The following is a 3,209-nucleotide window of genomic DNA, read 5'->3' on the forward strand; positions in this document are numbered from 1 at the left end:
CCTTTATTCCGGATAAGACACAATGAATGCCAACGTTGTTGTGTAAGGAAAGTTGCGTGGTTTAAGCAATAAAGTTAGTAAATAAAACACGAACCAAGAAAATCCGAGAGGATTTTCGTAAGTAGGCTTTTACTAGCAATTTTTTTTAAACGGTGTTGTAGGTAGTTATTCTTCCTTTTTCTTTAATTCTATTAATTCAATTAACTTATTCAAAGATGATTTAATTTCATTTGATTCACTCTTTTTTAGCATCAATTCCGCTTTATTTTTCATTCCGCTATAATTTGCTTTCGGATGAAGTTCAATAAGTTTAGAGAAATATTTATTAATTCCACTCGCAAGTTTAGATTTTCCTTTTTCTGAAAATGCTTTTTCATTGTTTATCTCATCTAAATAAATAATATAATTACTTATCAAAGTTTGAATATTTGAATTAATAGTATTTATAACTTTTGAAGAATTTGGATCGTCTGCGCTTTCAATTATTTCGTCATTTCCTAACTTAAAATATTCAAGTTGTAAACCTAAACCATATTGCCAAACAGCTAACATTTCTATATCATAAAGATATTTATCTTTTCGGTCTGTTGCTTGATAAATTTGATGCATATCTTTCCAATGATTAAAGAATTCTGTTGCAACTTTATTTCGATGTTTTAAACCTAATTCTTTATCATTTAATACGACTTTAAAATTTTGTTCATCTGTGAGTTTCTGAACAATTATTCTTTGTTCTTGATTGTCAAAAGTTGGTTTTTTTTCATCATTTTCGTAACCATATCTTAATTCAAGAATTACTTTGTCATAGTCGTTAGTGTCCCAATACCTTTTATCTATTGGAAATTGGTGTTTTTCTGTTTTACAATTCGTTAATGTTAAGCAAATAAGTGCTAAGAAGAGATATTTAATTTTTGTCATTAATAGTAATTTTTGGTTTTTCATATACACTAAGCAAAGTTAATAAACTATCCACTTTTCTCTCGTATTTTTTTTGCTCACTTAAAACATAGCTATGAAAAGTATTATAATCATATTCTTTTTGAAATGCTCTTTCCTTTGTTTTAACTTTTCTTATTATTTCTTTGATTTTGTTTTTATTGAAAATCTTTAAATTAGATATTTCTTTTTTTGCTTCTCGAACAAACAATTCTGTGATTTTGATGTGATACTTCTCGTGAGTCAATAGTTCTTTACTATTTGTGTTTTTGTTGTAAACAAAAGAGCGTGAAGGATAAAAAAATGATTGAACTGTAACAGAATTTTCATTAATTTCACATTCTATTGAAGTAACAACATAGGCAAACCTTTTATTTCCGTAAAGTGACTTTTTAAAAAACTCTAAGCCACGAAAATTTTGAAAAGTGATTTTGTCGAACTTTTCAAAAGTCATTGGTCTTTCATAATTTAAGAAATTTGTATGACTTAAAATTCCAAATATAATTGAAATGAAAATTAGAGTTAAAAAACTGTATTGAGTAAACTTTAGTGATTTTTTTAATATTTTTTTATTTTCAATTTTCCTTTCTTTTAATAATAAAAACCATTGATAAATTACAGGTGAAAATATAAGTAAAACAAAAAATGTAATTATCAAATTATCATTCATTCTCAGAGCTTAGTTTTAATTACCTACAACGTTGTTGTATAAGCTTTGTTGCGTTGGTTAAGCAGTGAATTTACTAAATAAAACACGAACGGCGAAATTCCGAAGGAATTTCCCAAGTGAGCTATAACTAGCAATAAAGTTTATACGGTGTTGGGTTTAGTTATTGTAATAAGCTATTACTTTATTTCTTTCAGGGTTTTTTGTTGATATTTTCAGTTTAATTAAATCACCAATTTTCCTTCTTCCAACTCTTTTTCCAATTGTTTTTTCACCTTTAAATATTTCGTTTTGAAATTTATATTCAAAAGTTAGTTTCTGATAGTAGTAACCACTTCCAGCGTGAACCATTTTTGTTTCAACTATTTTGGCTTTTATAAATTTTGTTTCACTAAAAATAAATTTATACTCTTCAGAATTCCAATAGTAGAAAGATGTTCCAAAAATAAAAACAATTCCTAATGTTATTAAGATAGGTTTTAAAAAATCAAATTTTTCTCTTTCCTTTTTTTTCTCATACTCAACTTTCCACTTATTAAAATTCTCCTTTTCTTCTTCCTTTTTTAATTCGCTATATTTTTCAATAGATTTTTTTGTGACTTTATAATCTAATTCATTTATATAATTATCAATAAATTTATTGAGTACTTCGAATTTTTGAATATTAATTCCAGTTCTTTCTTGAGATTTTTCATTAAATTTTATAAAATTTAAATGGTAATTATTCTCAATTTTATAAATATGTAGAGTAGAAGTTTCTTTGCTTATTGATAATTCAAATTTTGAAGTTAAATCAAAACTATTTTTTTTCTCTGATATTTTTGAAATAACATCTGAATTATATTCATAAATTTTATCTTCTTTGTATGAATAATATTGTAAATTCATTCTGATTCCTTTTCTTTCTAGCTCTTTTTTACTTGGATTCGTTAATTAAACCCAACGTGTTTATATATGGTTTGTTGCGTGGTATAAGCAACTAAATTAGTAAATAATTACAGGCAAAGAAAATCCGCGAGGATTTTCGTAAGTAAGCAAGAAATTAGCAATAAATTATATATGTTGTTAGGCAAAGTAATTTATTCAATCGTAAATGGAATTACAATTTTCTTTCTTAATTTTTCTCCTTCAAATTCAGCTGGACTCCATTTACCTTCCATAAGTTTTGTAATCCTTAAAGCTTCTTTATCTAATATTTCATTAATTCCTTTTAAAACTTTCAAATTTTTCAATTCTCCATTTTCAAGTAAAATTCCTCCAATGTAAATTTTACCTTTTGTTTTACTTCGTTCTGAATATTTAAAATTTTCCTTAGTAAAATTGGCAATTCCTAAATTTCCATTTTCAAAAGTTGGTGGTTTGTCAGTAAATAAAAGTCCTTCAAACCTTCCATTTCCAGTTTCAATTTTTTCCATTTTTAAAGGACCTTTATTAGTTAAAATATTGATTTATCTGATTTTAAAACATAATAAGTTTCGATTGAATTATGATCTAATTGATTTTTTATTTTCTTAACTGATTGACTATAAAATATCAATGGTATTAATAGAAAATTCAGTAATAATATTTTTCTCATAGTGTTTGTTTTTTATGTCTTGTCCTGAAA

The 3,209-nt window shown here is 25.2% G+C and carries 4 protein-coding genes; all 4 read right to left on the reverse strand.

Annotation, left to right across the window (positions count from 1 at the left end; all coding sequences use genetic code 11):
* Window positions 1–165 precede the first annotated feature (165 nt).
* The 4 genes from KO506_RS05150 to KO506_RS05165 all read right to left on the reverse strand — a co-directional run bounded on the left by KO506_RS05150 (window position 166) and on the right by KO506_RS05165 (window position 3,018).
* On the reverse strand, window positions 166–918 hold the full coding sequence (locus KO506_RS05150) for a hypothetical protein (RefSeq protein ID WP_215993829.1): 753 nt from the start codon (window positions 916–918) through the stop codon (window positions 166–168).
* Window positions 905–1,606: a hypothetical protein gene (locus KO506_RS05155; protein WP_215993830.1), complete on the reverse strand. Its 702-nt coding sequence runs from the start codon at window positions 1,604–1,606 to the stop codon at window positions 905–907. Before KO506_RS05155 ends, KO506_RS05150 begins: the two co-directional genes overlap by 14 nt.
* Before the next feature lie 156 nt (window positions 1,607–1,762).
* Window positions 1,763–2,491 (reverse strand): hypothetical protein, encoded by a 729-nt coding sequence (locus tag KO506_RS05160; protein WP_215993831.1) that lies wholly within the window; start codon window positions 2,489–2,491, stop codon window positions 1,763–1,765.
* A 191-nt stretch (window positions 2,492–2,682) separates the two neighbouring features.
* Window positions 2,683–3,018, reverse strand: coding sequence for an energy transducer TonB (locus KO506_RS05165; RefSeq protein WP_215993832.1), 336 nt, complete (start codon window positions 3,016–3,018; stop codon window positions 2,683–2,685).
* Between the last annotated feature and the right edge of the window lie 191 nt (window positions 3,019–3,209).

Origin of the sequence: Polaribacter vadi, from assembly GCF_018861005.1 — a bacterium.
Lineage (GTDB): Bacteria > Bacteroidota > Bacteroidia > Flavobacteriales > Flavobacteriaceae > Polaribacter > Polaribacter vadi_A.

Coding starts and splice junctions, on each gene's coding strand:
- KO506_RS05150 (WP_215993829.1), bottom strand. CDS start 918: ATGACAAAAATTAAATATCTCTTCTTAGCACTTATTTGCTTAACATTA.
- KO506_RS05155 (WP_215993830.1), bottom strand. CDS start 1,606: ATGAATGATAATTTGATAATTACATTTTTTGTTTTACTTATATTTTCA.
- KO506_RS05160 (WP_215993831.1), bottom strand. CDS start 2,491: ATGAATTTACAATATTATTCATACAAAGAAGATAAAATTTATGAATAT.
- KO506_RS05165 (WP_215993832.1), bottom strand. CDS start 3,018: ATGGAAAAAATTGAAACTGGAAATGGAAGGTTTGAAGGACTTTTATTT.